Source organism: Streptomyces sp. BR1 (assembly GCF_052373795.1).
Lineage (GTDB): Bacteria > Actinomycetota > Actinomycetes > Streptomycetales > Streptomycetaceae > Streptomyces.
Genome location: NZ_CM126252.1, coordinates 512105 through 538283 on the forward strand (window position 1 = coordinate 512105; position 26179 = coordinate 538283).

Sequence of the window (26179 nt, forward strand, 5' to 3'; positions counted from 1 at the left end):
ACCCCGATTTTCGTCGCCTTGACGATATACAGGCACTCCCAATATCGTCGATGTGACGAAAATAAGAGGGGGTCCTCACATGGCCGACATCACCCGGCGCCTCGGCTGGCGCCATCTGCGCTCCGCGCCCACCGCCCACATCCGCCACCACAAGAGCGGCAAGCTGGTCCACGACGGCACCGGGCTGAGCTTCCGGTTCCGGCCGCTGACCGCCGCCATCTCCGAAGTGCCGGTCGACGACCGGGAATTGGCGATGGCCTTCCACGCCCGTACGGCCGACTTCCAGGACGTCACTGTGCAGGCGACCGTCACCTACCGGATCAGCGACCCGGCCGTCGCCGCCGCCCGGCTCGACTTCTCCGTCGACCCGGACAGCGGCATCTGGCGCGGCGCCCCGCTGGAGCAGCTCTCCACGCTGCTCACCGAGACCGCGCAGCAGCACGCGCTCGACGTGCTGGCCCGCACCTCGCTGGCGGCGGCCCTGGTCGACGGGGTCGCCTCGGTGCGCGAGCGGATCTCGGCCGGGCTCGCCGCCGAGCCCCGGCTGCCCACGACCGGCATCGAGGTGGTGGCGGTCCGGGTCGTCGCGATCCGGCCGGAGCCCGAGGTGGAACGCGCGCTGCGCACCCCGGCGCGCGAGCAGATCCAGCAGGAGGCCGACCGGGCGACGTACGAGCGGCGGGCCGTGGCCGTCGAGCGGGAGCGCACCATCGCCGAGAACGAGCTCGCCAGCCGCATCGAACTGGCCCGCCGCGAGGAGCAGTTGGTCGAGCAGCGCGGCACCAACGCCCGCCGCGAGGCCGAGGAGAACGCGGCCGCCGACGGTGTACGCGCCGAGGCCGAGGCCACCCGTACGGTCCGGCTCGCCCAGGCCGAGGCGAAGGCGGAGCGCGAGAAGGGCGAGGCGCGGGCCCAGGCGCAGGCCGCCTGGCTGCGCGTGCACGGCGAGGCCGACCCGGCGACCCTCAACGCGCTCACCACGGCCCGGCTCGCCGAGAACCTGCCCCGCATCGACAGCCTCACCGTCTCCCCCGACGTCCTCACCGGCCTGCTCGCCAAGCTGGGCCGCGCCGACGGGGAGCAGCGGTGAGCCTCGCGCCGCGCGCGGTCCTGGTCCACCGCACCACGGAGTACGAGGAGTTGCTGGCCCGGCACGGCACCCACGGCCAGGCCGCCTTCTTCCTCTCCTCGCGCGGGCGCTCCATCGACGAGGTGGCCGAGCGCCACCACCGGGCCCGGCACGCACTCGCCGAGGTCGCGGCGGCGGTGCCGCTGAAGTGGCGTCAGTCGCGGGTGGAGCGGATGGATCTGGACCGGTTCCTGTTCGCCCCCGAGGACGTGGTCGTCGTGGTCGGGCAGGACGGCCTGGTCGCGAACGCGGCCAAGTACCTGTGCGGCCAGCCCGTGGTGGGCATCGACACGGACCCGGGCCGCAACCCGGGCGTCCTGGTCCGCCACCGCCCCGGCGACGCGGCCGAGTTGCTGGAAGCCGCGCTCTCCTCGTCCGGCGCCGATGAACTCACCATGGTGGAGGCGGTCGCGGACGACACCCAGCGGCTGCTCGCCCTCAACGAGATCTATCTGGGCCCGCCCGGCCACCAGACCGCCCGCTACCGCCTCGGCCCGGACGACCAGGCCGCCGCGTCCGAGCCGCAGGCGTCCTCGGGCCTTCTGGTCGGTACCGGCACGGGCGCCACGGGCTGGCTCCGCTCGCTGTGGCAGCAGCGCGGCAGCGGCCTGGCGCTGCCGGGTCCGGCCGATCCCCGGCTGATCTGGTTCGTACGGGAGGCGTGGCCCTCCCCCACGACCGGAACGTCCTTGGTGGAAGGGGTACTTGACGGCTCCGAGCGTCTGCGGGTCACCGTCGAGTCGGACCGGCTCGTCGCATTCGGGGACGGAATGGAGGCGGATTCCCTGGAGTTGACGTGGGGTCAGACGATCCGGGTGGGGCGCTCGGACACGGCGCTGCGCCTGATCGGCTGACCTGCAGCAAGGCCGGCCGGAGCCGTCGGAGTCCACCGCGCGCGCCCCGGCGTGAGCCCTCTCACACCGCTGTGACGGACAATCAATGACGTTGACCCTGTACGAAGCGACAAATACGCTTCATTCATGTTCGTCACGGGGTAAGATCGCCGCTCTTCACGAGCGGCGGGGAAATGATCGCCACCGTCACAGGGCGGTCCATCGTCTGAATCGCTCTCCACCGGCGCTGCCGGAAGATCCCTCAAGCGTCGGCGGAGTCCCACGATTCCTGCACGAAGCACGGGGGAAGCACGTTGAAAGTTCGTCTGCTCGGATCATTGGAAATCACCGACGGCCACCTGACGTTCCGGATTCCCGGCGAGAAGTTACGCGCGATAGTGGCCGCTCTGGCCCTTTCGCCGGGCCGGCCCGTCTCACGTCACGATCTCATCGACGAGCTGTGGGGCGAGGATCTGCCCCGCAACGCCGAGAACTCGCTCCAGGGCCATGTCGCCCGGCTGCGCCGCATCATCGAGTCCCGCACGGGCCGCGACGGGCCGCGCGGGCTCATCCAGACGTCCAGCTTCGGCTATGCGCTCTCGCTGCCCGAACGGGACGTCGACGCCTCGCAGTTCACCGCTCTGGTGCGGCAGGCCACCGCCGCACACCGGGCGCCGGAGCGGGTGGTCCGCCTGCTCACCGAGGCGCTGGCGCTGTGGCGCGGCCCCGCGCTCCTCGACACCGGCCAGGGCATGATCAGTAGGCTCGCGTACACCCGGCTCACCGAGGTCCGGCTGATGGCGTACGAGCATCTCTTCGACGCCGAACTCGATCTGGGACTGCACCGCGAGGTGATCACCGAACTGCAGCAGCTGCACGCGCAGTACCCGCTGCGCGAGCGGTTCTGCGAGCAGTTGATCACCGCGCTCTACCGGTCGGGGCGGCAGGCCGAGGCCCTGGACGCGTACCACCGCACCCGGCAGCGGCTCTCGCACAGCCTCGGCCTGGAACCGGGGGACGCGCTGCGCGCCCGGTTCCAGGACATCCTGCGCCGGGAGCCCGCCACCCTCTGAACCACCCGTCGCCCTGGCCTCGGTCAGGGCGACCTGGTCAGCCGCAGCAGTTGCCGGATCGCCCCGGCGCTCGTCCGGCCGTGGCAGGCGAGATAGCCGGGCTGTACGAGATGCGGGTCCCAGATCCGCTGGTAGGCGTGGCGCGCGGCGGTCGGGTACAGCCGCTCGCCGCGTTCGGCGAGGAGCCGCAGTGCCCGCGCCGTCGTCGGATGCGCGGACCCCACCTCGTACTGCGCGCAGAGCCCGGCCAGTGGGGTGAATCCCAGGTGCAGCCACTGCCTGTCCTCCTCGGCGAAGGCCTGCACGGCGGCCAGGTTGACCGCCTCAAGGGCGCCCTGCGGCGCGCCCGGTGCCCGGTGGGCGAGGTGGTGCAGCAGGCCGGGGCGGGTGCCGAAGACCGGTGCGTACGCGATGTACGCGACCACCTCGTCCCCGATCCGCCCGGCGAACAGCCGCAGTTCGGAGCGGCGCCCCTGGATTCCGGCGAGCTCGCCCGTCCCGGCGGCGATGTCCTCGTACGCCACCTCCGCCACTTCCACTCCCGCGAGCCGCGCCTGGGACACGGCGAGGCGCAGCTCGGCGAGCCGGGGGTCGCCGAGCCGGAATTCCGGCAGGTAGACCGAATAGGACGAGCCGGACTGGTTCACGGTGAATCCGCAGCGGGCGAAGAGTTCCGCCTCGGGGCGCCGCAGCCGGGTGGCGACGGCCTTGCGGCGGCGCTCCTCGGCGAATTCCACGAACGCGCGGAGAAGAAATTCCTGATCTTCGTCCGGCGCGATCACTCCGCCGGGCTGGTGCAGATAGCCGCCGACGGCCCGATAGGGAACCACTCCCCGTGTCCCCACCACGGTGAAGTACGCGTATCCCTCGCTCAACCCGACGAACGCGCTCGGGTTCTCGCCGTATTCTCGTAATGCCGTCACTGCCGTGTCGCCGCTGCCGACGGCGAGAGTGCGGACGCTCATGGACATCTCCCCCTGTTGTCCATCTGCTGTCCGCACAGCGTCGCAGCCCTGGATCTCAAAGCCCTGACATGCCCGTCTCAGTACCGTCTCAGCCGGCTGTCAGCCGCCCGGGGGACCCTAGGTGTTCTGCCAGGGTGCGTACGACCGCGGCGGCGGCCACCGCGTGGCCGAGGCTGTTGAGGCGGCCGAGCTGCGGGCCCCACAGGGTGCGGGGGTCGCCGGTCTCCTTCTGCTTCATCAGGTCGATGTGCAGGGCTCCATGACGGAGTGTCACTATCGTCAGCCGTTCCGCGAGCAGCCGCTGGCGGGAGCGCACCCGGTCCCGTTGGGCGGCCGCCACCTGGCCCGAGGCGGACCAGTCGAACGGGCTGACCACGACTGTGTGGCGGCAGCCCGTCTCCTTCAACGAGGCGACGATTCGGCTGAGTTCGGTCTCCAGGACATCGGCGTCGAACCCCCGGGCCCGTACGTCGGGACCGCCGCAGACGATCAGGGCGAGATCGGCCCGGAAGGCGAGGGCCTGCGCCAGCTGACGCGAGCGCACCTCCGCGAGGACGAGTTCGCGGCGCGCCTGCACCAGCAGACAGGCGAGTCCGGGGCGCGCCTCGCGCAGCGCCCGGGCCACCCGGTCGGGCCAGACCCGGGGCCGGTAGCCGGGGGCGACGGCGGCCCGGGGCAGCCGTCCCTCCTGCCCGCTGAGCACGACCGCCCGCCGCCAGGGGAGGTCGCCGAGCAGGGTCCGGGCCTCGCCCGGTCGCAGACAGCGCGGATCGTCGTCCTCCATCGCCCGGCCCAGCCTTTCACTCGCCCCCGCGCCGCCGTCGTAGTTCACCCCTGACCGGAACGTCAACCACCGCTAAGGCACAGGCAGTTGTGCGGGGAACGGATCGGGCCATCGCGCTCCGGCGCGTCCCAGTGGCACCGGCGTGCACTCCCGGCGCCCATCGATAAGACGCACGTCTCAGTGACGTCTCAGTGGGGTCTCAGCGACCGCCGCGAGGATCCATCCGTACGACGATACGGGGAGAGGTACCCGAAGAGGTCCAACGGGGGTTCCGGACGTGGTCCGGACCGGGCGAGCACGGCCCGCGCAGGTTCGAATCCTGTCCTCTCCGCCACAGCACAGTTCCACCGAGCGCGCCGAGGTGTCCGCCGATGCGTCCATCCCCCCAGTCCGTTCTCGTGGTGGGCAATCCAGCCGCGGGAACGCACACGCGGGAGATGGCGCACGAGGTCGCGCGGCGGATCGCGGGGGCCGGTACGCCGGTCGAGCTGGCTGTGACCGAGCGGCCGGGCCATGCCCGCCAGCTCGCCCGTGCGGCGGGCGGGGCGGGCGGCCCGGCCGTGCTGGTGTCGGTCGGCGGCGACGGCACCGCCCACGAGATCATGACCGGGCTGCTCGCCGGGGCGGCCGAGCGGCGCGCCGCCCTGCTCGTGCTGCCCGGCGGCGCCGCCAACTCCTTCTACCGCGAGCTCTGGTCCGACCGGCCGTGGCCCGCCGCACTCGACGCCGCCCTGTCCGCACCGCATGTACGCCGCGTCGACGTGGCCAGGATTGCCGAGACCGGTGAACTGGCCCTGCTCGGCGCCTCGTCGGGACTCGCCGCGCAGGCACTCACCAGCGCGCACGACTCCGCCGGGGCGCGCCGGGGGCGCTATGAGACATCGGTGGCACGGACGATGATCGCGTTCCGGCCGTACGCGGGCCGGGTCAGCGTCGACGGTGTCGTCGTCCAGTCCGGGGCGACCGTCTCGGTCCTGGTCGGCGGCGGACGCCGGCGCGGCGGGCAGTTCATGCCGCTGCCGTGCTCGGTTCTGGACGACGGGCTGCTCGACATCTGCGTCACCGGCGCCGAACTCCCGCTGCGGGACATGCTGCGCCTGGTGCGCGACGGCAGCCATGTCGGCCGGGACGGGGTGGTGTACGCGCGGGGGCGCCGGGTCGTGGTGGAACGCACGGACGGCCAGCCGCTGTTCTTCGAGCACGACGGCGATCTGCTGTACACCGGCGCGGCGCGCTACACGCTGGACGTGGTGCCGCGCGCGCTGCCGGTGCTCACGCCGTAGCCCTCGTCATCGGCCGGCTCCGGCAGCGTCCGTGCCAGCCACCACGCGAGCGCGCACAGCAGGGTCAGCGGGGCGAGCGCCGCCCCCAGGCCGCCCTCCTCCCCGAGTGCGCCGATCCCGGGGCTGGCCACTCCCCCGACGCTGACCGCGAGCCCGAGCGTGACCCCGGCCGCCGTGCCGACCCGGCTCGGCAGGAAGTCCTGACCCAGCGTCACCTGGAGCGAGAACGGCACATACAGCAGGGCCGCCGTGAGCGCGGCGAAGACGAAGAGACCCGGTCCGGGCACAAGGACCACGCCCGCGACGGCGGGGACGGATGAGGCATACGCGACCCGTACCGTCCGCACCCGCCCCCATCGAGCGGCGAGGCGGCCGCCCACGACCGTGCCCACGGCACCGCCCGCGTACAGCGTGAACAGCGCGGCCGACCCGGTCGCGGGACCCCCGCCGACGCGCTGCTGCGCGTACAGCCCGATGAAGGCGCTCAGGCCGACGTACACGATCGAGCGGCACACCACGATCGCCGAAAGGCGAAGGAACGCGGGCCAGTTGTCGCGTCCGGCGGATCGCGCGGCGGCAGTACGGCCCTCGGCCGCGTGCCGCGCGAGACGGCGGACCGCCGTCATCGTCAGCAGCACCCCGGCCACCGAGGGCACCACCAGCCACGGTGTCGCGCCGAGTCCGCCGGCCGAGAGCACCGGGCCGACGGCGAGCGGCGCGAGCGCGAAGCCGATCGTGCCGCCCAGCGAGTACCACCCCATCGCGACATGGCTGCCCCGCGCTGCGACACGGGCGAGCCGGGCCGACTCCGGGTGGTAGGCGGCGACGCCGATGCCGGAGAGGGCGACGGCGAGCCAGGTGAGGACGTACGAGTCGCCGAGCCCGGCGAGCGCGATGCCGACACCCGCGCACAGGCTGCTGACGGGGATCAGCCACGGCATCGTCCAGCGGTCGGTGAGCACACCGAAGAGGGGCTGCACGACCGAGGAGAGGAGCGTCGCGGCGAGGACGATGCCGGAGGCCGCCGGGTATCCGTACGCGCGGTCGGCCACCAGGAACGGGACGAGCGCGGGCACCGCGCCCTGGTAGAAGTCGACGGTGGCGTGGCCGAGGGCGAGCACGGCGGTGGCGGGTGCTTTCCGGGCGGAGGCCGGGGGCGATGCGGTGGACGCAGGCGTCGGGGCGGCAGATGGCGTGGTCATGCACCGATCATCGAAGCGCCACCCCCTGGCGGGCTTCCGATAAAGTGCCAAGCTGTGCCGATCATCCGCCACGGTCCGCCGCACTTCCCGACCACCACCAGGTTCCTCGCACCCGGCGCGGGCGTGGCGCCTCACCATCACGAGGTGCACCAGATCGTCTACGCGGGCCGGGGCGTGCTCTCGGTGACCACGGACGCGGGCAGTTGGGTCGCCCCGGCCACGCGGGCGATCTGGGTGCCCGCCGGGACGCCGCACGAGCACCGGGCGTACGGCGAGACCGACTTGCACGCCGTCGGCATCCCCGTCGACCGGCGTCCGCCGGGCCTTGAGCGGCCCGCCGTGCTCGCGGTCGGGCCGCTGCTGCGCGAGCTGATCATCGCGTACAGCGCACCGGGGCCGACGGGCACGCCCGAGGCGCGGCGGATGCTCGCGGTGCTGCTCGACCAGCTGCGCCGGGCGCCCGAGCAGGCGCTGCATCTGCCGACGGCCCGCGATCCGCGCCTCGCGGCGGTCTGCGCGATCCTGCGGGACGACCCGGCCGACGCCCGGCCGCTCGCCGAGCTCGGGGCCACGGCGGGAGCGAGTGCCCGCACGCTCACCCGGCTCTTCCGCGCCGAGCTCGGCATGACGTTTCCGCAATGGCGCACCCAACTGCGCCTGCACCACGCCCTGGTGCTGCTGTCCGGGGACGCCTCGGTCACCTCGGTCGCCCAGAGCTGCGGCTGGTCGTCGACGAGCGCGTTCATCGACGTCTTCCGCCGCGCGTTCGGCCACACCCCGGGCGCGGCGAGGAGGACGGACGACGGAAGCGTGTACCGCACGGGTTTACCCCGTGACCCATCGGACGGTTGACGCCGTACCGCCGGGTGCCGGGCACCATGTCGTACGTGAACGGCCCACGGGACCGGGAGCCACGGGGGTGCCCCCGGTCCCGTCGAGGGCACTCCCGCACCCGGTCGAAAGCAGTCATCGCCCGACGCGAACGCGCCATTGCCGATCACTGCGCCGCAACGGCCGTCCGCCGCAACGGGTTCACGGGCATCATTCGGCCCACCGATCGTCCGTCGCCGTTGCCGGAGGTGCCCGTGATACGGAAATTCCTGAGCAGGCCGAGGCGCCCCGCGCACGGCGGTCCGAGCGCCGACGAGCTCGCCCTGTGGCGTGAAGCGGCCGATTTCATCCGCCTGCACCGCGCCGAGGAGCCGGACCTCGGGGCGCCGGAGCCCCGCCTGGCGGAGATACGGGACGCGATCCGCGCGACCGGCACCTATCAACACACCACCGAGGAGCTGGCGTTCGGCGCCCGAGTTGCCTGGCGCAACAGCAACCGGTGCATCGGCCGGCTCTACTGGCGCTCGCTGCGCGTACGCGATCTGCGCCATCTCACCGACGCCGAGCCCATCGCGGAGGCCTGCGCCGAGCACCTTCGCCAGGCCACCAACGACGGTCGCATCCGCCCCCTGATCACCGTCTTCGCCCCGGACGCGCCGGACCGCCCGGGCCCGCGCATCTGGAACGAACAGCTCATCCGGTACGCGGGCTACCGCGCCACCGACGGCCGGGTTGTCGGCGATCCGCGCAACGCCGGGCTCACCGAGCTCGCGCTGCGGATCGGCTGGTCCGGCGGGCCGCGTACCGCCTTCGATGTGCTGCCGCTGATCGTGGAGGGCGTCGACGACAAGCCGCGCGCCTTCGAACTGCCCGAGGACGCGGTCCTGGAGGTACCGCTCGACCACCCCGACGACGCGTGGAGTAAGGAGTGGGGGCTGCGCTGGCACGCGGTGCCGGCGATCTCCGGGATGTGCCTGGAGATCGGCGGCATCCACTACCCGGCAGCGCCCTTCAACGGCTGGTACATGGGCACCGAGATCGGCGCCCGCAACCTCGCCGACGCCGACCGCTACAACCTGCTCCCGCGCATCGCCCGCCGCCTGGGCCTCGACACCGACGACGACCGCTCGCTGTGGAAGGACCGCGCGCTGGTCGAGCTGAACCGGGCCGTCCTGCACTCCTTCGACCGCGCGGGCGTCACCATGGCCGACCACCACGCGGAGTCAAGGCGTTTCGTACGGCACTTGGAGCGTGAGGAGCACAAGGGCCGTACCGTACCCGCCGACTGGTCCTGGATCGTGCCGCCGATGTCGGGCGCGACGACGCCGGTCTTCCACCGCACCTACAACGCCGCGGAGTTGCGGCCCGCGTTCGCCCACCACCCCGAGGCGGCGGCCCGGGCGCGCGGCGAATCGATTCGGCGGATGCCGTGAGCGAACACGTACGTAGGCGGGTCTAGTGGCGCCCGCGTACGGCGGGGTCCCGTGGGGGGCTGATATCCCGTGGTACTCGCGGCTGCGGACGCGCGGGGCGAAGGGCCCGATCCCGGTGGTGCGGCCGGCCGGAACGGCCCCCGCCGGACGGCGGGGGCGCGCCGGATCCAGGTGGACGGCGCACGACTGGTCGCGCGTCGGGAGCCGATGACACAGGAAGGGCTGCCTGCCAGATTGCAGCACTTGCACATCATATGCAAGAGGATGCGGGCGCGCAGAATTCTGACGCAGCGTCAATCACGCGCTGCGCCAGGGAAGTCACGTATGACAGGGGCTCGCATCAGAAGCGGCCCCCACGACTTCGACTACTCGTCCGCGACCGCGAGTCGTTGCATAAGTTCACGGAGCACATCGCGCTCCGCCACCGACAGGGGCTGCAGGAAGGACTCGTGGACCTTGACCATCAGGTCCCCGGCATCCCGCAAGCACAGGGTGCCGCGGTCGGTCAGATAGAGCGCGAACGTCCGTCGGTCGGCGCCTCTGCGGCGCTCCAGGAGGTCCTTGCGCTCAAGGTCGTCGACGAGCCCGACGATGGTCGTCCGGTCGATCCGCAGGGTCTGCCCGACCATCCGCTGGTTGATCCCGGGCTCGGAGTGCACCACGTTCAGCACCCCGAACTGGCGCAGGGTGATGTCCAGATGGACCAGTGCCTGCTCGGCCTGCTCGGTGAAACGCTGGCCGGCCTTGCGGAGAAGGAAGCCGTGCCAGCCCTGCAACCCCTGGAACAACGGCGATGTCCCACTGTTCGGTTCCCTCTTCGCCACCACTTTCTTTCTTCACCCTCCAGTGGTGACGGTCCATCATGAAGGCCGCGCAGCGGGCCTCTTGACTCCCCAGTCACCGGTCGGCCATGCTCCCGATCTGACAGAACGCTGATTGTCACTGTAGCAGACAATCTATCTTGCTCGAATCTGCGCGTTTCTGTGTTTGCGTATCTGTATGACCTACGGGGGAACCATGGTCAGCGTCATCGAGTTCATAGATCCGGTCGAGCACTGTCCCGGCTTCCTTGCGTACGACGCCACCGACTGCCGCCTCGCGGCGGGCGGCTGCCGCATGCAGGCCGGGCTCACCGCCGAAACCCTCCAGACCCTCGCGGGACGCATGACGCTCAAGCAGCGCGTGCTCGGGGTCAACGTCGACGGTGCCAAGTGCGGCATCGCCTACGACCCGCACGGACCGAACCGCGAGGCCGTCCTGCGGCGCTTCGTCGCCTTCCTCGCCGACGAGCTGACCACTCGCTTCAGCATGGGCTGCGACATGGGCACCCGGTTCGAGGAGCTGGACCGGTTCGCCGCCGAGCTGGGCATCGGCTCCGCCAAGATCGCCGTACGGCGTGCGCAGCGGATCAGCGACCAGGAGTTCCGCGCCCGGATGGGCCTGCTCGCCACCCCGGTGGGACTGCTCACGCTCGGCCAGCGCCGGGCCGGCCAGGCGCTGGCCCACAGCGCGCTCGCCGCAACCGCCCACACCAAGCGCCGCAACCATCAAGTCACCGTGGCCCTCCAGGGGTTCGGCAACCTCGGCCGGGCCGCCGCGATGGCCTTCCTCGACGCGGGTGTACGGGTCACGGTCGTCGCCGACGAGTACGGCTGCGCGGTCGACCCGCGCGGGATCGACCTCGCGCGCATGCTCACCATCGACCAGGGCCGCCCCGTGCAGAGCCTGCTCGCCGAGCCGATGCGGCTGCCGCGCGAGGCACTGTTCGAGCTCCCCGCCGATGTACTGGTGCTCGCGGGCGGCGAGGACGCGATCACGCCCGCGCGGGCGGCGGTGCTGCCGGTGCCGATCGTCGCGGTGGGCGCCAACTGCGGTCTGAGCCCGACCTCCGAGCAACTGCTCCTCGACCGGGGCGTCCTGGTGGTCCCCGACTTCATCGGCGGGATCGGTGGATCGGCGTCGATGGAGGCGCTGTTCGGGCCCCGCAAGACGCCGACGGCACCGGAGGTCCTGGACACCATCGGGGCGATGATGCGCGAGCTCGTCGGCGACATCCTCTGCGGAGCCCGCGACCGCAAACTGAGCCCCCGTCAGGTGGCCACCGGCATCGCGGAGTCGGCGATCGTCTCGCCCGGCGAGAGGCCCTACGGCGCAAGTCCCTACCGTCCGTCGGGCCCGGGACCCCGGGGCGACCGGACGCGTTCCGTCCGTACCTCGCCGCACTCCGAGAGGCGACCGTCATGACCACCGCACCCGCGCCCGACAGCCCGCCCGCGCAGCCCGCGCCCCACTCGTCCGAGTGCGCCCACTTACGCAGTCACATCACCGACTCGCGGTTCTACGGCCACCGGTACAGCACGGAAGCAAGCCATCGCATCTTCTGCGACCGATGTCGTTACCAACGATGGCTCGACGTCGAAGCGGCGCTCGCCCTCAGCCAGGGCGAGCTGGGCATCATCCCGGTGGCCGCCGCCCGGATGATCGCCGAGGCCGCCGATGTGGACCGGCTCGACCTGCCCGCCATCCGGGCCGAGATCCGCCGCACCAGCCACTCGCTCGTCGCGTTCCTGCGCGAGTTCCAGGCGTCCTGCGAGGGCGGCGCCGGCGAGTACGTCCACTACGGCGCCACCACCCAGGACATCCAGGACACCGCGCAGATCCTCGAAATCCGGGATGTCCTGGACGAGTTGGAGACGCTGCTGCGCGACCTCGCCGGGCAGCTGGCCGATCTGGCCGAGGCCAACAGCTCCACGGTCGCCCTGGGGCGCACCCACGCCCAGCCCGCACTGCCGATGGGCTTCGGGGTCAAGATCGCCGGGTGGCTCGACGAGACGCTGCGGCATCTGGAGCGCATCGAGCAGCTGCGCCCGCGTGTCCTGGCGGCCCAGCTCTTCGGCGGGGTCGGCACCATGGCGGGCTTCGGCGACAAGGCGCTGCCGCTGCTCGACGCGTTCGCCGCCCGGCTCGGTCTCGCGGCTCCCGCCGTCGGCTGGCATGTCTCGCGCGACCGGATCGTGGAGTTCGTGTCGTGCGCCGCGATGGTGGCCGGGACGATGGGCCGCATCGGGGACGAGGTGCGCACGCTGTCCCGGCCCGAGTTCGGCGAGCTGGAGATCGGCTGGCGGCACGGGCAGGTCGGCAGCAGCACCATGCCGCACAAGCGCAACCCCGAGGCGTGCGAACAGGCCGTCGTCATGGCCCGGTTGGCGGCCGCGCAGATGGCCAACGCGCTGGCCTGCATGGGCGGCGACCACGAACGCGACTCGCGGACCCTGCGCATCGAGTGGGCCTGTGTGCCCGACGTCTCGCACTACGCCCTCTCCGCCTGCGAGATCGTCCGCCACCTCGTCGGCGGCCTCGCGGTGCGGCCGGAGCGCATCGCCACGAATGTGGCGGCGGTCGCCGAACAGATCGCCACCGAGAAGCTGATGCTGGCGCTCGGCAAGCACATCGGGAAGCAGACCGCCCACGAGTACGTGTACGAACTCGTCCAGGCGGCCCGCGAGAACGGCACCTCCATGCGCGAGGCGACCGGCCGCGACGGGCTGGCGGGCGCGCCGCTGGACGCGGCCGCGCTGGACGAGATCTTCGACCCGGCGAGCTATCTGGGCCAGTCGGCGGCGCTGACCGGCCGGGCGGTGGCCAAGGCGCGGGCCGTGCTCGCAAGGACCGGCGAGCCGGACGGCGTTGCGGACATACAGGCGGACGGCGGCGACGCGCGATGAGCGCCGCGCCCGCCGCCGCCGACCAGGACGCCGGAGAGATATCCGGGGCGCGGGAGATCGTCTTCCCCCGCCCGCTGTACGCCAGCCTGGTGGCCCACGCCGTACGGAAGTTCACCGGTCACTATCTGGCGGGAGAGACCGAGGAGCGCAAGGCGTTCGGGATGGTCGCGGGTCGCCCGACCCGCGACGGTCTCCACGTCGGCTCGGTCTTCCCGCTGATCGTCAACCTCCGCCACGACAAAGGCCATCGCGCCCGCATGGACGAGGTCGTCGAGGAGCACGCCATCCCGTCCGAGACGCCGATGGACCAGCGCGGCTGGATCGCCGATCCGCGCGAGCTGATGGCCATCGACGACGCCTGCGACGACGCCGGCTGGGTGCTCTTCGGCAACTACCACACCCACCGCGTGCCCTGGCCGCACGACCCGGTCCGCGACACCTGCACCCATCTGGACCGGGTGCTGGCGGCCGAGTCGGGCCAGTGGACGCTCATCCTCTCCGTCGTCGATCTGCACCGCCCGGTCCTGCGGGCGTTCTTCGAGGGCGACAACGAACGCGAGGCCGTGATCCGCGTCGTCCCGCCGCTGCCCGGGATGCGGGCGCCGGGGGCGTAACGCCGTCCACCGCGCCCCGCCCCACCCGTTCCACGCTGTCCGTCACTCCATAAAGAGGTCGTCATGGATCGCACCCAGGCTTACAACGACGTCATCCGCTTCCACGGCCATGAATGCCCCGGCGCCGCCTTCGGCGTGCGGGTCGCCGAGGCCGCTCTCGCCGCCCTCGCCCCGAAGGACCCGGCCACACCCCTGGTCCTGGTCTCCGAGACCGACGCCTGTGCGGTCGACGCGCTCCAGGTGCTGACCGGCTGTACGTACGGCAAGCGCAACCTGATCCACGAGGACGCGGGGCGCAATGTGTTCACGCTCTGGGAGCGCGACGGATCGAATGGTGTGCGGATCCGGGCGAAGGCCGACAGCATCGTCTTCCGTACCGAGGAGATCTGGGCGCTGTCCACCCGTATCGACGACGGCACGGCGACGCTGGAGGACGAGGCGGCGTTCGCGCGGCTGCAGGGCGAGCGGATCGCCGGGCTGCTGAGCGTGGCCGACGACGACATCCTGAGCGTCGAGCGCGTCGAGACCGCGGCCCCGGGCGTCAAGCACCTCGCCCGTACCGACCTCTGCGTCGACTGCGGCGAGCCCACCAGCGTCGAGACGCTGCACGACCACCGGGGCCGGATGATCTGCCCCGCCTGCCATCTCGCCGCCCACGGCGGTGTACTGCCCGAGGGCCACGGCGACCACGGGCACCACCCGCAGAGCCACAAGCACCACCACGAGCACAAGCATGACCACAAGCACGAGCACAAGCACTGAACCGATGCCGACTCGGTGCGGGCGCACGGAAGGAGCCGCGGGGCCGTGACAGTGTTCGTGATCGGCGCGGCCGGGCCACTGGGGCAGTCGGTGGTCCGTGCGCTGCGAGAGCGTGACGTGGAAGTGGCCGTCCTGGCCGGGGAACCCGAACGGGTCCCGGCGGGGCCGGGCGTAAGGGTGGTCCCCGGCGATCTCGGGGACCCGGACACGGTGCGGGCGGGGGCGGAGGGCTGCGAGAGCCTGTTCCTGTCCTCCGCCTGCCGGGTGGAGTGCCAGAACGCGGCGGTGGGCGTGGCCGCCGACGTCGGGGCGCGCCTGGTGAAGATGTCGCCGTGGCCCGCCGCCGTACGGGAGGACAGCCCGGCGCCGGGGGCCCGGCACCACTGGATCACCGAGCAGTACCTGGCCAAGCGGGGGCTGCCGTACACGATCCTGTCGCCCAGCTATCCGATGCAGGAGCTGATCCGGCACTACGCGCCCGATGTGCGACGGCGCGGGGTGCTGGTCGATCCGGCGGGCGGCCGGGGTGTCGGTTTCGTCGACGAGCACGACGTCGCCGAGGTGGCGGCGCGGGTGCTGGTCGAGCCGGGCCACGAGGGGCGCACCTACGCGCTCACCGGGCCCGCCGCGCCCGCCTTCGGCGAGATCGCGGATCTGCTCGGCCAGTTGACGTCGGCCCGGGTGGTGGCCGAGGAGCTGGCGGGCGCGGATCTGGCGGCGTGGCTGGCGCGTGAGCACCGGCCGTGGGAGGCCGAACTCGCCTCGCTCTTCCAGCTGTTCAGGGAGGGCGCCGGGGAGGCGGTGACCGATGACGTACGCCGTGTCATCGGCCAGGAGCCGCACCCGCTCGCCGACTTCCTCAAGGCGCACCTCCATCAGTTCCTGCCGGATACCGGGGGATGAAACCATGTCCACCACCGGGCGATTCGCCGAACGGACCGTCGTAGCCGACGACTTCCTCGCCGCGGGCTTCGCCGCGCGCGCCACGGTGGCCGCCGGGCGGCTGCTCCTCGATCTGCGCACCCAGCACGAGGACGGGCTCGCGCCCGGCGGCGCGAAGATGGCCCAGCTCGGGCGCACTTGGTCGGGTCTGCTGCTGCGCAACCGCATCCGGGCCCGCTATCCACGGGACGGTGTGCTCACCGGCCCGGGCGAGCGGGCGCCGGACGAGTTGCGCAGGCGCCGGGTGTGGCTGGTCGAGCCGCTGGACGCGGCCGAGGAGTACCACGGCCCGGGCGATCCGCACTGGTCGGTGCGGCTGGCTCTGTGGGAGCGGGAGCGGGGGGTGGTCGCGGCGGCGGTCGCGGTCCCCGCGCTGTGCGAGGTGGTGTGCACGGCGGACCGGGAGGCCGGGTGGCGCCGTCCGGCGCGGGCGCCCGGGCCGCGTCCCCGGGTGGTGGTCGACACCCGGCACCCGGCCGCGTTCGCGCGTACGGTCGTGCGGCAGACAGGGGCCGAGCTGATCCCGATGGGGTCGGCCGGGGCAAAGACGGTCGCGGTGATCCAGGGCGACGCCGACGCGTACATCCACTCCCGCAGCGCCTGGGAGTGGGGCGACCAGGCGCTGTTCCGGGTCGCGGAGGCGGCCGGGTTGCAGGTCACCTCGGTGACGGACACGCATCCGTCGCGGCGCCCGCAGGGCCCGGAGCGGGGTGCGGGGCTCGCCGTGATCTGCCGTCCGTGGCTCACCCGCACGCTCCTCACCGCTTTCGGCGCCCATGGGATCCGCCCGGCCGGCGCCGTACCGGGACAGCGCAAGGGCGCTCGCGCCCGGCCCTGAAGTACTGGGCGAGGCGCCCGCGCGCCGAGCTCCCCACTGACGCGCGGGCAGTCTTGACGCCCCTTCCCACACTCAACATACTGCCAACAATCAGCACCTCTGACAATCAGCCAACTGTTCTACGGCCACCGCGTGTTGAGACGCCGGGTCGCCGATCGCCGCAGAGAACGGACAGGACCGAACCGAGATGGCCGACGACTTCAGTTCCGTGTTCGAGCCCCCACTTGACCAGTCCCCCGACATCGACGACCTGGTCCGCGCGACCATGGAGTGGCACTTCTCGCCGCTGACCGGCAGCCCGTACTGGGTCGAGCGCGCCAAGGGCTTCTCCTTCGACCCGCGCACCGACGTCCAGAGCCTCGCGGATCTACGGCTGTTCGCAGACGTCCCGGTCGACTGGAGCCGGATACCGGCCGATCAGCTGGTGCCGCGCGGGAGTGCGCCCGGGGTGCGGTACGGGATCTACGAGTCGGGCGGCGCCACCGGTTCGCCCAAGCGGATCGTGGACGCCGGCTCGCGGCGGCGCAATGTCGAGTGGCAGAGCCGGATGCTGGACGAGCAGGGGTTCCCCTCCGGCGACGGCAACTGGCTGCACATCGGCCCGACCGGCCCGCACGTCATGGCCAAGAACATCTCCACGCTCAGCGAACTGCGCGGCCAGCTCTGCTACTTCGTCGACCTTGACCCGCGCTGGGTGCGGCGGTGTGTCGCCGAGGGGCGCCAGGCCGAGTTCCGGCGCTATGTCGACCACATCCTGGACCAGGTCAAGGACGTCCTCACCACACAGGACATCCGCTGCATCTCCAGCACCCCGCGCATCCTGGAGACGATCAGCGCGCGCGAGGACGTCTACAGCCTGCTGCGCCGGAGCGTGCGCGGGATGATCTGGGGCGGCACCAGCATGGACGGCGAGACCCTGCGCCTGTTGCAGCAGGAACTGTTCCCCGAGGCCAAGATGGCGGGCGCGTACGGCAACACGATGATGGGGGTGGCCCCGCAGCGCACCCCCCGCCCCGACGACAAGGCGCCGTGCGTCTTCCGCCCGTTCCACCCGTACACCGTCGTCGAACTCGTCGACCCCGAGCAGACCGACCGGATCGTCACCGAGGACGAGGAGGGCCGGGTCGTCATCACCGTGCTGACCCGGGACTACTTCACCCCGCCCACCCTTGAGCGCGACCTGGCCACCCGGCGCGCCTCGGTCGACGGCTTCCCGGGCATCGAGGTCTCCGGGGTCCGCCCGTACGAGTCGGCCACCACCTCCGTGGTCGAGGGGGTGTACTGATGACCGAGGACCTCGATGCCAAGGACCTGTACGAGATCCCGCTGATCCGCGCTGGCGTGGCCCGGCAGTCGTCCGAGCGCGCCGAACTCACGGGTGTGGACGGCACGTTGCTGGCCACCGTGCACCTCGCACCGCCGCTGCTCGCCCGGCTCACCGTCGCGGACGCGCGGGCCGGTGAGGAGCGCACACCGACACCGGAGCAACTGGCGGATGCAGGACGTCTCTTCGAGACAGCGACCATCAACGGCCTGTCCCCGCAAGGATATTGCGATCTTCAGGCGAGGGTCGCCGGGGTGCCCATCGCGGTGGCCCGGCACTCGCTGCGGGACGTCGCCGAGACGTTCGCCAATGTCGGTGCGCGGTTCCTGGCCGAGCGCCCGGCGGGTGTCGGCGGGGTGCCCGCGTCCGGGGAGATCGGCACGGTGTGGACACGGCGCGGGGACGTCCTGGCCGTGATCGCCCCGAGCAACAACCCCGGTACGCACACCCAGTGGCTCACCGCGCTGGCCTGCGGGTACCGGCTGGTGGTGCGGCCGGGGACGCGGGATCCGTTCACCCCGGCGCGGATGATCGCCGCGCTTCTGGAGGCGGGGGTCGCGCCGCACTACCTGTCGCTGCTCCCGGGCAGCCATGCAACCGGGGACGCATTGGTCGAGGCCGCCGATCTGAGCATGGTGTACGGGGGCGACGCGGCGGCCCGGCGCTACGGCGAGGACCGCCGGGTGATCCTGCGCGGCCCCGGCCGCTCCAAGCTGCTGCACACCGGTGAGATCACCGAGCAGACGGTCGACGTGATCTGCTCGTCGGTGGGCTACGACGCGGGGATGCGCTGCACCAACGCGACCGCCGTGTTCACCGACGCCGACCCGGCGGCCCTCGCGGCGGCCGTGGCCGAGCGCCTTGCCCGACTGACCGCGGCTCCGCCCCAGTCGGCCGACGCCCAGGTGCCTGTACTGCCGCTGGGCGAGGCGCGTGCGCTGCGTACGCAGTTGGCGGGGAGCCTGGCGGGGGCGGTCGACGTGGCCGCGCCGCTCTACCCGGACGGGCCGGTGGCCGACCTCGGGGACGGGTCGGGTGCGCTGCGCCCCGCGGTGCTGCTCTGCGACCGCTCCGACCACCCCGGCGCCCGCATCGAGCTGTCGTTCCCGTGCGTATGGATCCTGCCGTGGCGGCGTGCCGAGGGCTTCGGCCCGCTGAAGGACACGCTCGCGCTGACGATCCTCGGCGGCGACGAGGAGCTGGCGCGCGAGGCGCTGCGCGAGCGCTCGATCCGCAAGGTCCTGCTCGGCCCCATCCCTACGTACACCGCGGGCCGGACCAGTCCGCACGACGGCTATCTGAGCCATGACCTGATGGAGGCCCGGGCCTTCGGGACCACGGCCTGACCACGACAGCCCGACACGCGGCAACGACCCCTGGGGAGTGTGGAGATGACTCGAACCGTCCTGGTGACCGGTGGCGGCACCGGCATCGGCAAGGCGATAGCCGCGGCCTTCCTGGCCGACGGCGACCATGTCGTCATCAGCGGCCGCCGCGAGGACGTGCTGCGGCAGGCCGCCGAGGAGCTGGGCGGCAAGGTGACCGCGCTGCCGTGCGACGCCACCGACCCCGAGCAGCTGGAGCGGCTGGGCGAGCGGCTGCCGGACGCCCTGCACGTACTCGTCAACAACGCGGGCGGGAACCGGGAGTTCGACGCCCCGCCGCCGGGCGATCTGCGCACGCTCGCCGAGCGCTGGCGGGCCAACCTGGACGCCAATCTGCTCGGCGCCGTGCTCACCACGGCCGCCGTCGACAAGCAGCTGGTGTCGGGCGGGGCCGTCGTGAACATCAGCTCGTTCGCGGCGGACCGGGGGGCGGGCTCGTACGGCGCCGCGAAGGCTGCCATGAACAGCTGGAACATCTTCGTCGCCCGCCAGCTCGGGCCGCGCGGGGTGACCAGCAACGTGGTCGCGCCCGGCTATGTCGACAGCACCGAGTTCTTCCGCGACCGGCGCTCGCCGCAGTTCCACGACGCCCGGGTCGCGGAGACCATGGTGGGCCGGGCCGGCCGGCCCGAGGACATGGCGCAGGTCGTCCGCTTCCTGGCGTCGCCCGCCGCCCGGCACATCACCGGTCAGGTCGTCCGCGTCGACGGCGGAGTGATACCCACCCGCTGATCGCACATCCGGTGCGGGCGGGCCACCCGGCGAGCCCGTACCGGCGCTCTACGATGGGCCCATGAGCGCGAGCAACCAGATGTCAGATGCGCACACCCCGCACCCGCACACCGCTGGCGACGCCGAGCGCCTGGATGTGGCCGTCGGTGTGCTCACGCTGCTCGCGGACCGCACCCGCCTCGCCCTGCTCAAGGAACTCGGCACCGGCGACGCCGATGTCACCACCCTCACCGAGGCCTGCGGCGCCGCCCGCCCCTCGGTGAGCCAGCACCTGGCCAAACTCCGCCTCGCCGGTCTCGTCGCGACCCGCAAGGACGGCCGCCGGGTCGTCTACTCACTGCGCCACGGACATCTGCGCCGCCTCGTCGACGAGGCCCTGAACGTGGCGGACCACCAGCTCAGCGCCCTTCCGCCACACGACTGACGCGACCCCGCCCGGCCGAGCCCGAGCCGATCTCCGCCGAACATGTGCATACGTACGCACGCATTGGTTACGATGGAGGTCCCAGCACCTTCTCGCGCCCCGGGACCGGTCCCATGCTGTCCGTACTGCGCAACCGCACCTACCGCCACCTGTTCACCGCACAGGTCGTCGCGCTCATAGGCACCGGCCTCGCCACCGTCGCGCTCAGCCTGCTCGCGTACGACATGGCGGGCAGCCGCGCCTCCGCCGTGCTCGGCACCGCGCTGGCGATCAAGATGGTGGCGTACGTGGGTGTCGCCCCGGTCGTCGGCGCCTGCGCGCACCGCATCCCGCGCCGGGCGCTGCTGGTGGCGACGGACCTGACCCGCGCGGGCGTCGCCCTCACGCTCCCGTTCGTCTCCCAGGTGTGGCAGGTCTACGCGCTGATCTTCCTGCTCCAGGCCGCCTCGGCCGCGTTCACCCCGGTCTTCCAGGCGACCATCCCCGAGATCCTGCCCGCCGAGCGCGACTACACCCACGCCCTGTCCCTGTCCCGGCTCGCCTACGACCTGGAGAGCCTGCTCAGCCCGGCCCTCGCGGCGGCGCTGCTCACGCTGGTCTCCTACAACTGGCTGTTCGCGGGCACGACCCTCGGCTTCCTGGGCTCGGCCACGCTGGTGGTCTCGGCCGTGCTTCCCCGGGCGACGCCGGTGACCCGCAGCGGAAGTGCCTACGCCAAGGCCGCGTTCGGGGCCCGGCTGTTCTGGGCGAGCCCCCGCTTGCGGGCGCTGCTCGCGCTCGATCTGGCGGTCGCGGCGGCAGGCGCGATGGTGTTCGTGAACACGGTCGTGATGGTGCGGGGCCACTTCCGCGAGGGCGCGGGCGCGGTGTCGCTGGCGCTGGGTGCGTACGGAGCGGGCTCGATGGTGGCCGCGCTGCTGCTTCCCCGGTTGCTCGCGCGGGTGAGCGAACGTGCGGTGATGCTCCCGGCGGCGTTCGCCCTGCCGGTGGTACTCGTCGCGGTGGCCGCCACCACGCTCGCCCCGCGCGGGAGTTGGACATGGGCGGGCGCGCTGGCCACCTGGGCGGCGATCGGCGCGGCGGGCTCGGCGGTGCTCACCCCGGGCGGGCGGCTGATACGCCGCTGCGCCGGCACGGCCGACCTCCCGGCCGCGTTCGCCGCCCAGTTCTCGCTCTCGCACGGCTGCTGGCTGCTGACGTATCCGCTCGCGGGGTGGCTGGCGGCGGGCGCGGGGCTGCCGGTGACGGCGACGGTCCTGGGAGTGGTCTCGCTCGCGGCGGCGGGGGTGGCCGCGGCGGTGTGGCCGCGCGAGATGGCGGTGGGCGGGCCGCGCGTCGGAGCCGGGCACACGTCCGCCGCGCTCAGCCGATGACCCGTCATCTTCCCTTCAGCGCACGCTTCTTGACGATGTAGTCGACGGCCTCCCGTACGGTCCGCATATGCAGGATCTCCGCGTCGGGGATACTCAGGTCGAACTGCTCCTCGGCGGCGACGATCACCTCCACCATCGACAGCGAGTCGATGTCCAGATCGGCGGCGAAGTCCGCCCCCATGCGCACTTCCTCGACGGGGATACCCGCCACTTCGTTGATGATGTCCGCCAGGCCCGCAAGGACCTCCTCGTGCCGGTCCGACCCGCTCTCGTCGACCTGCTCCGCGCGCTCCCCGGCCCGCGCCGCCACATCGATCAGCCGCTGGTCGGGGTGGTTGAGGAACGACTGCAGGATGAACCAGAACGCGTCCGGGTCCATCCAGCGCAGCTCGGCCAACGCCTCGTCGACCAGCGGGCTGTCGCGCGTCTCGTGCCAGATCACCAGCGGCGCGAGCACCTGCGCGGGCATCGCGGGCCGGTCCCGCAGCACCCGGCACAGCGCTTCCAGCAGATCCGCGAGCGCGTCCGGCGTCGGCGGTTCCTCGTGCTCGTACGGGGCGAACTCGTCGGCCAGACGCTCCTCCGGCAGGCTCCGCAGCCGCCCCTCCAGTGAGTCGACCCCGCTCCGGCGCTCGCCCACCCGCCGCCCGCTCTCCCAGAGCCAGAGCGCCAGTTGCTCGGGGTGCGCCAGAGCGCGCGCATCGGCCTGCGAGAGGCGGTACCCGGCGCTCGCCGCCCTGCGCGAGCAGAACGCGACCCACTCGTCGAGTCCGTGCTCCGGGGCGGGCGCGTGGCGGTACACCCAGTGGCAGATCAGCCACAGGTCGGCCACGAGGTGCGGGGCGGCCGTGGCCTCGATGCCGCCGCCGAGCCGCAGCAGCCCGGGCCCGAAGCGCGGCCGCACCTCCTGGCATACCCGGTCGGCCAGCGCCAGCAGGTCGGGCGAAGCCCCCGGCCTGACGCCCACCCACGTGCCCTGGCCGAGCCCGTACCGATGGCCGGGCGTCAACGGGGGGTCGACCGGCAGGCCGTGTTCGCCCAGCAGATCGCTCGCCCGCTCGTACATCGTCCGCACGAACCGCCGGTCCTGCTCCAGCTCCTGGGCGCGCCGCAGCCGGATCGCCCGTACGCGCCCCCGGAGGTACTCGGCCGGCGGTCCCGGCATCGTGGCGAACGCGGCCTCGCACTCGGCCAGCCACGGAAGTTCGGTGTAGGCGGTGCCACGGGTCTGCTCCAGTACGCCCACGACCATTTCACGCAGCCGCTCGCCCAAGTAGTGCTCGGCCATCAGCCGGGCGGCGTGTTCGGCCTGCACGACCGCCTGCCCGCCCGGCGCGCCGACGAGCAGCCGGGCCGCGAGATCCAGCCCGTCGCCGTACGATCCCCGGTCCAGCAGAAGCGTCACCTCCTCGGCGGCCACGGCCGGAGGCAGTCGCAGCAGGGTGCGGCGCGCCGCCGCCCGTACCGTGGGATTGACGTCCCACGCCAGCCGGTTGAGGGGACCCAGCGCCTGTGGACCGCCCGTTACGGCGAGACGGTCCAGCTTTTCGGCGACGATACGACGTACGAAGTCGTAGTGCTGTGAGGCGAGTTCGTCGACGAATTCCCAGAAGACCCGGCCCCGGCGCGGGTCGAGCTGGAAGACCAGCTGGGTGCCGATGCCCCGCCACTTCCAATCGCGCCCCAGCATCGCCCGGATCACCGCGAGGTGCGCCCGGTCGTCCGCCCGGCGGTCCTCCAGGCGCAGCACCAGGAACTCCAACGCACCGCGCAGGGTGCCGAATCCGGGCTCCTGGGCCATCAGGTCGAGCGCGTCGTCGGCGATCTCGGCGAGGCGTTTACGCTCCCAGCCCTGGTCGACGTAGAGGCTCAGGGCGAGCACGTACTCGGCGAAGCGGTCGTAGATGAAGACGACGTTGCGTACGCCGATCTCGTCGTCGATGCTCTCCTCAAGGATGATCTCCTCGTCGATGACCCGGCTGTAGAGCGAGTCGCTGCTGTCGAGCTCGGCGGGTGTGTAGCGCAAGGTGGCCGCGACGGCGCTGCGCGGCACCGAGGTGGAACGGCTCCGGCGCATCAACCTGGCTACTTCCAGGACGAGTTCGGCGACCGCGCCGCTGCCTCTGAGCGAGGTGGCGTCCGCGACCTGTTCGACCTTGCGCTCCCAGAAGAGCTTGAAGAGGCGGAAGAGCCGGAAGTCCTCGACGACGCCGATCTCCCGGTCGCGGTACGCCTCGCACAGGATGCGCAGCACCAGCGCGTGCCGGCAGCGCTCGGCGGCCTCGCCGCGCAGATCACCGTGGATGCCGAAGGCGTCGAAGTAGGCGGCGGCGATGGCGGGGAAGGATTCGGCCGGGAAGAGCGGCACGTCCTCGACCCGGGTCGTGGTGCCCAACCTCGGCGCGGACTGCGGGAGTTCGCGCCCGCGCACATAGCTGGACCAGAAGGGGGCGCGATAGAACTGCCAGAAGTCGGTACGACAGGTCACCACCACTTTCACGCCCGCGCTCTCGGCCTGCCGCAGCAGTTCGTGCAGCGCGGCCTTCATGGCGTCCGGCTTGGCCGGGGACTCGTTGATCGCGTCGAGGAGCAGCAGCGGAGGGCGGCCCGGCGCGCCGGTGCGGGCGAGGTCGGCGAAGCAGCCCGCCCAGTCGGCGCCGTAGCCCAGCCGCGCGGCGATCAGGTCGAGCAGATCGTACGGGTCCCAGACCGGGACGCGCGCCGACATCAGCAGGACCAGCGAGTCGCCGAGGCGGTGCTCGGCAAGCGAGCAGAGCAGATTGGTCTTGCCCCGGCCGGGCTTGGAGACCACGAGGAAACAGGTGCTGTCGTCGGCCAGGAACTCCTCGACGCGCTCTTCGAGTTCGCGGTGGCGGAAGTAGAGCTCGCGCAGGTACTTCGAGCCGATCTCGGAGATCTCGCGCAGGGTGGCGGTCCGCGCGCGCTCGCGCAGGCCCGCGTACGGCGTGCCGGTGGCGGTCAGCGCGTCGAGGTCGGCGGGGTCGAGGCGGGCGACCTCGGCTGCGAGCCGGGCCATCGCCTCCTGGCGGTCCACGCCGACGACCGCGACCGAGGCGAGGGCGGCGACGAAGTCCGACAGGGCGCGCGGGCCGCCGCGCGCCACCAGGGCGACGACCTCGGTGAAGAACGAGACGGTGCTGACCTGCGGGGCGATCTGCTGCGTGAGCTGCCCGTATCCGGCGTTCTCCAGGAGGAACGCGCGCTGGCCCGGTTCGTTCATGCCCGGCAGGGAGGCGAAGCTCTGGATGAGTCTGCCGCGCAGTCCGGTGCGGTCGACGTCTGGCATGGCGGTGTCTCCGGGGTCGCGCCGAATGGTCAGCCGAGGCGGGAGCGGACGTCCGGCGGCAGCTCCCGCAGGATCCCGCTCAGCAGGAACCCCTCGTTGCGGAAGTAGTAGCTGCCGGTGGCCGGTTCCTGGAGGGTGCCACCGGCGTGGTGGACGGCGCAGACCCGCCAGTCGTCGGTGAGTACGGGGGCGCCGGAGGAGCCGGGGAGCGTGGCCGTGACGTACTGGACGACGTCGGCGTCGACGTACTCCACGAAGTTGCTCTGCAGCGCGATCTGTTTGGGGCGCCCGGCCGGGTGCTGGACGATGTTGACCCGGTCGCCGGGCCGGGGCGGCGCCGCGGCGAGGTCCAGATGACCCCACTCGGTGCCCGGCGAGCCGGCCAGTTCGACGAGGGCGAAGTCGCGGCGGGCGTCGGCGAGATACAGCCGTCCGGTGGCACGCGCCGTGCTCACCGGGCGGGGTCTGCCGGTGGCGTCGTCCTCGTAGTTGAAGAGGAAGCGGGCACCGTCGAGCAGGTCCGCGCGCGGCAGTACGTGCTCGTTGGTGAGCAGAAGGTCGTCGGCGATCAGGAACCCGGTGCCGGTCCAGCGGCCGGCGCCGTCCTCGACCACGATGTGGCAGACCGGCCGTGCGGCGGCCAGGGCGAGTTCCAGGAAGTGGACGGGCCGCAGCGTGTTGCTGGTGATGATCTTCTCCTCGACCCGGCCCGGGCCGGTGGCGCCCTTCCACGCGACCACCGCCGGGCCCGGCGCGACCGGGAGCATCATGCGGTGGCGCAGCAGCAGCGCGGCCAGGAAGTCCTGCTGCTCCTTGCCGGTGAGGGTGGCGACCAGATTGAGGAAGAGCCCCAGCGCCTCGTGGTCGTGACTGAACCGGCCGTACGCGGCGAGATGCGTGACGATACGGCTGACCGCCACCAGCGTGGGGCCACCGAGGTCGATGTGCGGGACGAGGTCGCCGAGCCCGGCCAGCGCCAGCATCTCGGCGCGGCCGTCCGGCGAGGCGAGCAGCGGCACGGCGGCCAGGAGCGTGACGAGCCGCTGGCGCTCCTCCACGGACAACTCGACCATCGCTGCTCCCCCACGGACGGCGCGGAATTTCCCCATGGTGCCAGCGCGCGGGCACCCCCGCGCGTGGTCCCGCACAGTCCGTAGCGAAAACGGGACCGCCCCGGCCGGGAAGACCGGCCGGGGCGGAACAGGTGAGCTACGGCGAAG

23 protein-coding genes and 1 tRNA gene are annotated in these 26179 nt (G+C 72.3%); 18 read left to right on the forward strand and 6 right to left on the reverse strand.

Features of this window, described 5'->3' with window-relative positions; all coding sequences use genetic code 11:
- Positions 1 to 79: 79 nt before the first annotated feature.
- The 3 genes from ACT1U9_RS02360 (at position 80) to ACT1U9_RS02370 (ending at position 3035) form a co-directional block, all read left to right on the forward strand.
- A complete protein-coding gene (locus ACT1U9_RS02360) occupies positions 80 to 1090 on the forward strand; it encodes an SPFH domain-containing protein (protein ID WP_444536685.1) in 1011 nt (336 codons plus the stop codon).
- Complete coding sequence (locus tag ACT1U9_RS02365) at positions 1087 to 1983, forward strand: hypothetical protein (protein WP_444536686.1); 897 nt, start codon at positions 1087 to 1089, stop codon at positions 1981 to 1983. The genes ACT1U9_RS02360 and ACT1U9_RS02365 overlap by 4 nt, the downstream gene beginning before the upstream one ends.
- Before the next feature lie 317 nt (positions 1984 to 2300).
- Entirely contained in the window at positions 2301 to 3035 is a 735-nt protein-coding gene (locus ACT1U9_RS02370) for an AfsR/SARP family transcriptional regulator (RefSeq protein ID WP_444536687.1), read from the forward strand.
- Between the two features lie 23 nt (positions 3036 to 3058).
- Here ACT1U9_RS02370 and ACT1U9_RS02375 read toward each other — a convergent pair whose 3' ends face one another.
- Together ACT1U9_RS02375 and ACT1U9_RS02380 are read right to left on the reverse strand one after the other, a co-directional pair.
- Positions 3059 to 4000 carry a phosphatidylglycerol lysyltransferase domain-containing protein gene (locus ACT1U9_RS02375; protein ID WP_444536688.1) on the reverse strand — a complete coding sequence of 314 codons (942 nt, stop codon included), beginning with the start codon at positions 3998 to 4000 and terminating at the stop codon, positions 3059 to 3061.
- A gap of 88 nt (positions 4001 to 4088) precedes the next feature.
- A complete protein-coding gene (locus tag ACT1U9_RS02380) occupies positions 4089 to 4784 on the reverse strand; it encodes a hypothetical protein (protein ID WP_444536689.1) in 696 nt (231 codons plus the stop codon).
- A 239-nt stretch (positions 4785 to 5023) separates the two neighbouring features.
- Between ACT1U9_RS02380 and ACT1U9_RS02385 the strand changes: the two genes are divergently transcribed.
- Both ACT1U9_RS02385 and ACT1U9_RS02390 read left to right on the forward strand, forming a co-directional pair.
- Positions 5024 to 5118: transfer RNA gene (locus ACT1U9_RS02385), tRNA-OTHER, on the forward strand.
- Positions 5119 to 5155: 37 nt separating this feature from the next.
- The gene (locus ACT1U9_RS02390) at positions 5156 to 6067 is read left to right on the forward strand and encodes a diacylglycerol/lipid kinase family protein (RefSeq protein WP_444536690.1); all 912 of its coding nucleotides are present in this window, start codon (positions 5156 to 5158) and stop codon (positions 6065 to 6067) included.
- Here the strand turns inward: ACT1U9_RS02390 and ACT1U9_RS02395 are convergent.
- Positions 6019 to 7269 (reverse strand): MFS transporter, encoded by a 1251-nt coding sequence (locus tag ACT1U9_RS02395; protein WP_444536691.1) that lies wholly within the window; start codon positions 7267 to 7269, stop codon positions 6019 to 6021. The genes ACT1U9_RS02390 and ACT1U9_RS02395 overlap by 49 nt on opposite strands.
- A gap of 54 nt (positions 7270 to 7323) precedes the next feature.
- On the opposite strand from ACT1U9_RS02395, the gene ACT1U9_RS02400 reads away from it, so the two are divergent.
- Positions 7324 to 8121, forward strand: coding sequence for an AraC family transcriptional regulator (locus tag ACT1U9_RS02400; protein ID WP_444536692.1), 798 nt, complete (start codon positions 7324 to 7326; stop codon positions 8119 to 8121).
- 302 nt (positions 8122 to 8423) lie between these two features.
- On the forward strand, positions 8424 to 9533 hold the full coding sequence (locus ACT1U9_RS02405) for a nitric oxide synthase oxygenase (protein WP_444538985.1): 1110 nt from the start codon (positions 8424 to 8426) through the stop codon (positions 9531 to 9533).
- Positions 9534 to 9898: 365 nt separating this feature from the next.
- Here ACT1U9_RS02405 and ACT1U9_RS02410 read toward each other — a convergent pair whose 3' ends face one another.
- On the reverse strand, positions 9899 to 10357 hold the full coding sequence (locus tag ACT1U9_RS02410; RefSeq protein WP_444536693.1) for a MarR family winged helix-turn-helix transcriptional regulator: 459 nt from the start codon (positions 10355 to 10357) through the stop codon (positions 9899 to 9901).
- Between the two features lie 175 nt (positions 10358 to 10532).
- Here ACT1U9_RS02410 and ACT1U9_RS02415 point away from each other — a divergent pair, with 175 nt between their 5' ends.
- The 11 genes from ACT1U9_RS02415 to ACT1U9_RS02465 all read left to right on the forward strand — a co-directional run bounded on the left by ACT1U9_RS02415 (position 10533) and on the right by ACT1U9_RS02465 (position 21652).
- Positions 10533 to 11777 carry a Glu/Leu/Phe/Val dehydrogenase dimerization domain-containing protein gene (locus ACT1U9_RS02415; RefSeq protein ID WP_444536694.1) on the forward strand — a complete coding sequence of 415 codons (1245 nt, stop codon included), beginning with the start codon at positions 10533 to 10535 and terminating at the stop codon, positions 11775 to 11777.
- Positions 11774 to 13258 carry a class-II fumarase/aspartase family protein gene (locus ACT1U9_RS02420; RefSeq protein ID WP_444536695.1) on the forward strand — a complete coding sequence of 495 codons (1485 nt, stop codon included), beginning with the start codon at positions 11774 to 11776 and terminating at the stop codon, positions 13256 to 13258. Before ACT1U9_RS02415 ends, ACT1U9_RS02420 begins: the two co-directional genes overlap by 4 nt.
- The gene (locus ACT1U9_RS02425) at positions 13255 to 13872 is read left to right on the forward strand and encodes a hypothetical protein (RefSeq protein ID WP_444536696.1); all 618 of its coding nucleotides are present in this window, start codon (positions 13255 to 13257) and stop codon (positions 13870 to 13872) included. Before ACT1U9_RS02420 ends, ACT1U9_RS02425 begins: the two co-directional genes overlap by 4 nt.
- A gap of 63 nt (positions 13873 to 13935) precedes the next feature.
- On the forward strand, positions 13936 to 14634 hold the full coding sequence (locus ACT1U9_RS02430; protein WP_444536697.1) for an FmdE family protein: 699 nt from the start codon (positions 13936 to 13938) through the stop codon (positions 14632 to 14634).
- Positions 14635 to 14679: 45 nt separating this feature from the next.
- Positions 14680 to 15537 (forward strand): NAD(P)H-binding protein, encoded by an 858-nt coding sequence (locus tag ACT1U9_RS02435; RefSeq protein ID WP_444536698.1) that lies wholly within the window; start codon positions 14680 to 14682, stop codon positions 15535 to 15537.
- A gap of 4 nt (positions 15538 to 15541) precedes the next feature.
- Positions 15542 to 16414 (forward strand): inositol monophosphatase family protein, encoded by an 873-nt coding sequence (locus ACT1U9_RS02440; protein ID WP_444536699.1) that lies wholly within the window; start codon positions 15542 to 15544, stop codon positions 16412 to 16414.
- A 187-nt stretch (positions 16415 to 16601) separates the two neighbouring features.
- On the forward strand, positions 16602 to 17699 hold the full coding sequence (locus tag ACT1U9_RS02445) for a phenazine biosynthesis protein (RefSeq protein WP_444536700.1): 1098 nt from the start codon (positions 16602 to 16604) through the stop codon (positions 17697 to 17699).
- On the forward strand, positions 17699 to 19084 hold the full coding sequence (locus ACT1U9_RS02450; protein ID WP_444536701.1) for an aldehyde dehydrogenase family protein: 1386 nt from the start codon (positions 17699 to 17701) through the stop codon (positions 19082 to 19084). The genes ACT1U9_RS02445 and ACT1U9_RS02450 overlap by 1 nt, the downstream gene beginning before the upstream one ends.
- 45 nt (positions 19085 to 19129) lie before the next feature.
- Positions 19130 to 19855: an SDR family NAD(P)-dependent oxidoreductase gene (locus ACT1U9_RS02455; protein WP_444536702.1), complete on the forward strand. Its 726-nt coding sequence runs from the start codon at positions 19130 to 19132 to the stop codon at positions 19853 to 19855.
- A gap of 61 nt (positions 19856 to 19916) precedes the next feature.
- Positions 19917 to 20279, forward strand: a complete 363-nt coding sequence (locus ACT1U9_RS02460; protein WP_444536703.1) for an ArsR/SmtB family transcription factor — start codon at positions 19917 to 19919, stop codon at positions 20277 to 20279.
- Between the two features lie 113 nt (positions 20280 to 20392).
- Complete coding sequence (locus tag ACT1U9_RS02465; protein ID WP_444536704.1) at positions 20393 to 21652, forward strand: MFS transporter; 1260 nt, start codon at positions 20393 to 20395, stop codon at positions 21650 to 21652.
- A 4-nt stretch (positions 21653 to 21656) separates the two neighbouring features.
- Here ACT1U9_RS02465 and ACT1U9_RS02470 read toward each other — a convergent pair whose 3' ends face one another.
- Both ACT1U9_RS02470 and ACT1U9_RS02475 read right to left on the reverse strand, forming a co-directional pair.
- The gene (locus tag ACT1U9_RS02470) at positions 21657 to 21962 is read right to left on the reverse strand and encodes an acyl carrier protein (protein WP_444538986.1); all 306 of its coding nucleotides are present in this window, start codon (positions 21960 to 21962) and stop codon (positions 21657 to 21659) included.
- 3026 nt (positions 21963 to 24988) lie between these two features.
- Positions 24989 to 26032, reverse strand: a complete 1044-nt coding sequence (locus tag ACT1U9_RS02475) for a trypsin-like peptidase domain-containing protein (RefSeq protein ID WP_444536705.1) — start codon at positions 26030 to 26032, stop codon at positions 24989 to 24991.
- Positions 26033 to 26179: the final 147 nt, after the last annotated feature.